The following is a 3,924-nucleotide window of genomic DNA, read 5'->3' as shown; positions in this document are numbered from 1 at the left end:
CCATTCCGTATGGCCATGCCCATAGTCTCTATCGTGAATCCGGCGCTCATCAAGGCGCATGAGCAGAACGGTGACTGGGCCGAGCAGTGGCTCGCACAGCACGAGGCGGGTTCCGGAGCCTATCGTTTGGTGAAATTCGATCAGGCGACGGGCTTTCTCATGGAACGTTTTCCAGAATTTTGGGGCGGTTGGCGGGAGAAGCACGTCGATGAAGTCGAGATCCGCGTCATCCGGGAGCAATCAAGCCGGACGCTGGCCCTGATGAAGGGAGATGTCCACATGATCGAGACCCTCCTGGGGGCTGACCAGTTGGAGAAATTGGAAAAGCATCCTCGTCTGAAGGTCACTCCATATGAGTCGATGCGTTTCTTTGTGATCCGCATGCACAATCAACGTGACCCGTTCACTGACATCAACGTGCGCAAGGCGTTTAGCTTGACAATGTCACATTAAACGAGTGGTCCGTGGGACCCAGCTAAACCGTTTGCTATATGTGCCAGGTGGTGTCTCTCCACTCCCGAACGACGAGGGTAAAGCATGGCATGGGGCAAACCTTCGAGTAGCCTTTGGGAAGGTCCCGAAGGCTCAGCGATTGTACGGAGGATGCTCCCATGGCACCTTACCCCGAGTGGTCCCTGGAGGAGAGCCACGCCGGGACTGGACTGCGGCGGTTGATCGGGCATTGGGGGGAACGGCCGGCGCAGGACGAGACGGCCGAGGTCTCTGAGCGCTGCGAGCCAGCGTTGCATGTCCCCCGACGCTGGGGACTGTCGGCTGAAGCGGTCGCCCACCTGGGGGACCGCCTCTCTCAGTTCTGGCTACGCTTTCGTGGCTGTTTTACGACCCGTACGCGCGACACCAGCGCGCGCGCCTACGATTATCTGCGGGCTCAGTTGACCATGGATACCGAACGGAACTTTGCCCACATGGACCGTACCTTGAACGGGGGGGATGGGCAAGCCCTGCAGCACTTCATGTCGAACTCGCCCTGGTCAGGACCCGCGGTGTTCGAGCAGATTCAAGCCGCGATCAAGGCGACCCCGGCCTTGGCCCAGGGGAGTACCTTGATTCTGGATGAGAGTGCGGATGAGAAAGCGGGGACGCACAATGTCGGAGCATCGCGACAGTAGAATGGCCGGCTGGGCAAGGTCGATGTGTGCCGGGTCGATACCTGCCTGACCTATGCCAATGGTGGACTGTGGGCGATGGTGGATGGCGAGCTGTTCTTGCCGGAAGAGTGGTTTGGGGCGGCTTTCGCCCAGACCCGCCAAGAACTGGGCATTCCCCCGGACCGTACGTTCGAGACGAAGATCGCCCTGGGCTTGAAGATGGTCAAGCGGGTGAAGGCCAAGGGCGTGCCCTTCGACCTGTTGGCCTGTGACGCGCTGTATGGGCGGGACAGCCAATTTCGTGCCGCCTTGGCGGCCGAAAACGTCCAGTATGCGGCTCAGGTGCCCGCGGATACGTCGGTGTATCTAAACGAGCCGCGCGTGGGCCTGCCCCCGAAGCGTGGCAAGAGAGGCCGGCCGCGCACGCGGCTGCGGGTGCTGAGTGGTCAGCGCCCCCAGGAGGTGCGCGCCTTGGCCCAGCATCCTCAGACGGTGTGGGAGCGGGTGCAGGTGCGCCTCACGGAACGTGGATGGTTGACAGCAGACTTCGCGGTGAGGCGCGTCTGGACCGTGGCAGCAGGCCAGAGGCCCCGTACCGAATGGTTGGTAATACGACGCAATAGCGATGGTGCCTGCTCGTATACGCTGCTCAATGCCCCGACGGACACGCCGCATGCCTGTCTGATCGCGTGGAGTTGCCGCCGCTACTTCACCGAGCGCACCTTTGAGGATGCCAAGACGGAGATGGGCTGGGACGCATTCCAGGCTCAGAAATATCGGGCCTGGGAGCATCACTTGGCTCTCACCGCGGCCGCGTTGTGGTTCGTCGCCCAGACCAAATTGGTATGGATGCAGATGTACGCACGCGATCCCGCACTGGCGCACCAGTTAGAAGTCGAGGTCTTGCCGGCGCTGTCGACCGCCAACGTGCGCGAGTTGTTAAAGGCAGTGTTGCCCTTGCCGCAGCTCACCCCCGAAGAGGCTATGGACCTTGTCATCACGCATCTGATCCATCGCGCTCGTTCGACCAGTAGCCGGTTGAAGTCCCAAGTGAAACCACAGGACTCATCCTAATGTGACATTGTCAAGATAGAGTGTCTCGTCGATAAGTGCAATGGAATATCTCCGTTGCGGAAAGGTTGACATAGAGTCTCTAGAGTGCCTCAAGCCCACACGACCCTGCCTTATGCTATCCTCATCCATCGAGGAGGTGGGTGATGGAGAGCATCAAGTTGTGGGCACGTCATGGTGAAGCGGTTCGTCAGGCCATCGAGTTGGGCAAACTCGTCCATATGGAGACGGCCAGTGAGGAGTTAACCGATGAATTTCTGCTGTTTGCCATCGACAGCGGTCTGCTGAAGACCTGGGCGGAGGCGTTTCCCGATCCACGTTGTGAGCCCGAAATTGGCATGGAGGTCATTTTGCCCGCTCATCTGGCGGGGCGTTTTGCCGGGCTGTACTCCCTGCGTAAAACGGGCTATGTGTTGCGTTCGGCTCGGGTGTTGGGTGCCTTGGGCTACAGCGTGGAAGTCATCGAGCCGGCTCAGGGTTTATCGGTGCGCGGCACCGCGGATGACAAGCTCTTCAGTGGTGATGTGGTACGCAAACTCTTGGTCAAAATGGAACAGCAAGTGGACCTGAGCCAGTGTGCCCCTCGCCCTGTCGAAGTCCCCAGTGTAGCGGTCAAAGTGCGCGAACGCGCCTCGCGCCGGGCGGTCAAACACGTGGTGGATGAGGCCGAGGCCGAAATCCGCGCCCTGCAGGTCGCCGATCAATTGGTCCAGTGGTACAACCAGCATGTTGCGGTCTCCATGTTACAGTACGCCCGCCTAGGGCGGGGCCGACGGATTCATATCCTCGATACCACGCGCGTCGAGGTGCCGTTAGCAACCGGGACGTATGAGTGTAGTGGCGTGGTCAAAAAAGATGACGGAACGTATGCGCGCGGGTACAAGCTGGCCACGTTACGGACCCTACTCGACAGCGCTGGTCTGCTCAGCCAGGTGGCAATGTCCGCGATCCAGGTACACGATGTGGCACTGTGTCGTCCCTTGTTGGAGCGCGCACCGGTGTTACGCGCGGGCGATCTCCTGCTCGAAGATCGCGGTTTTATCGACGGCGCCACGTTATCCCATTTGAAGCGCAAGCGCCGAGTCGATGTGATCATGCCACTCAAAGCCAATATGTTAGCGACGCAGGAGGCGATCCAACTGGCTGAGATGGCCGCGAAGTGGGAAGCGCATCCCTCAAGGGCCAATCAGCGCATGGCTCTGGTATGCGGTGTGGAGCATATGTGGAGCGAATGCGAGGTGCCGTTGAATGCCTGTGTGATTCAGTTCTGGAATAAGAAGAAAAAGCGGACCGACCATATCGTCTTGGTCACGACAGACCGGAAGCTCAACGCCTCTTGGATCGTGCGTCATTACGAAGAACGTCCCGAAATTGAGCAGGACTATGAGCAGATGAAAAGCGGCGGTTGGCAGCTCCAAAAGCTCAGTTCAACGCGCTATAGCGAGGTTGTCTTTTATGTCCTGACGGTGGTGTTAAGCTACAGCCTGTATCATCTGTTTGCCAACACGCCGCCCGGGACGCGATTTGCCGACAAGACGCGCCAAGCCCTTGCCTTTGAGCAGCTGCGGACCCAACGCACGCATATTATTGTGTACGCTGGGGGCTACTTTGAAATCTTTGAGACCTTGAGCTTTGTCCAGATGGTCTTGCAATTGTCTCCGCCCGTACAAGAGCGACTACGAACGTGGCTGGCAGAGCATCTCAGCCAAATTCAGAAGCGGGAATGACCTTTCCGCAATGGAGT

At 59.0% G+C, this 3,924-nt stretch carries 2 protein-coding genes and 1 pseudogene; all 3 read left to right on the top strand.

Annotated features, from left to right (window positions below; all coding sequences use genetic code 11):
- The coding region (locus tag VJ369_RS05005; RefSeq protein ID WP_324091022.1) for an ABC transporter substrate-binding protein at nt 1-453 on the top strand (453 nt) is incomplete at its 5' end.
- A 158-nt stretch (nt 454-611) separates the two neighbouring features.
- Nucleotides 612-2,183 (top strand): annotated as a pseudogene (locus VJ369_RS05000) (IS701 family transposase).
- 143 nt (nt 2,184-2,326) lie between these two features.
- On the top strand, nt 2,327-3,907 hold the full coding sequence (locus VJ369_RS04995; RefSeq protein WP_324091021.1) for a transposase: 1,581 nt from the start codon (nt 2,327-2,329) through the stop codon (nt 3,905-3,907).
- The last annotated feature ends 17 nt before the right edge of the window (nt 3,908-3,924 follow it).

Source organism: Glutamicibacter sp., assembly GCF_035257265.1.
Taxonomy (GTDB): domain Bacteria; phylum Actinomycetota; class Actinomycetes; order Actinomycetales; family Micrococcaceae; genus Glutamicibacter.
Note: the sequence above shows the minus strand (reverse complement) of the source record. Positions and strands in the feature narration are given on the sequence as shown.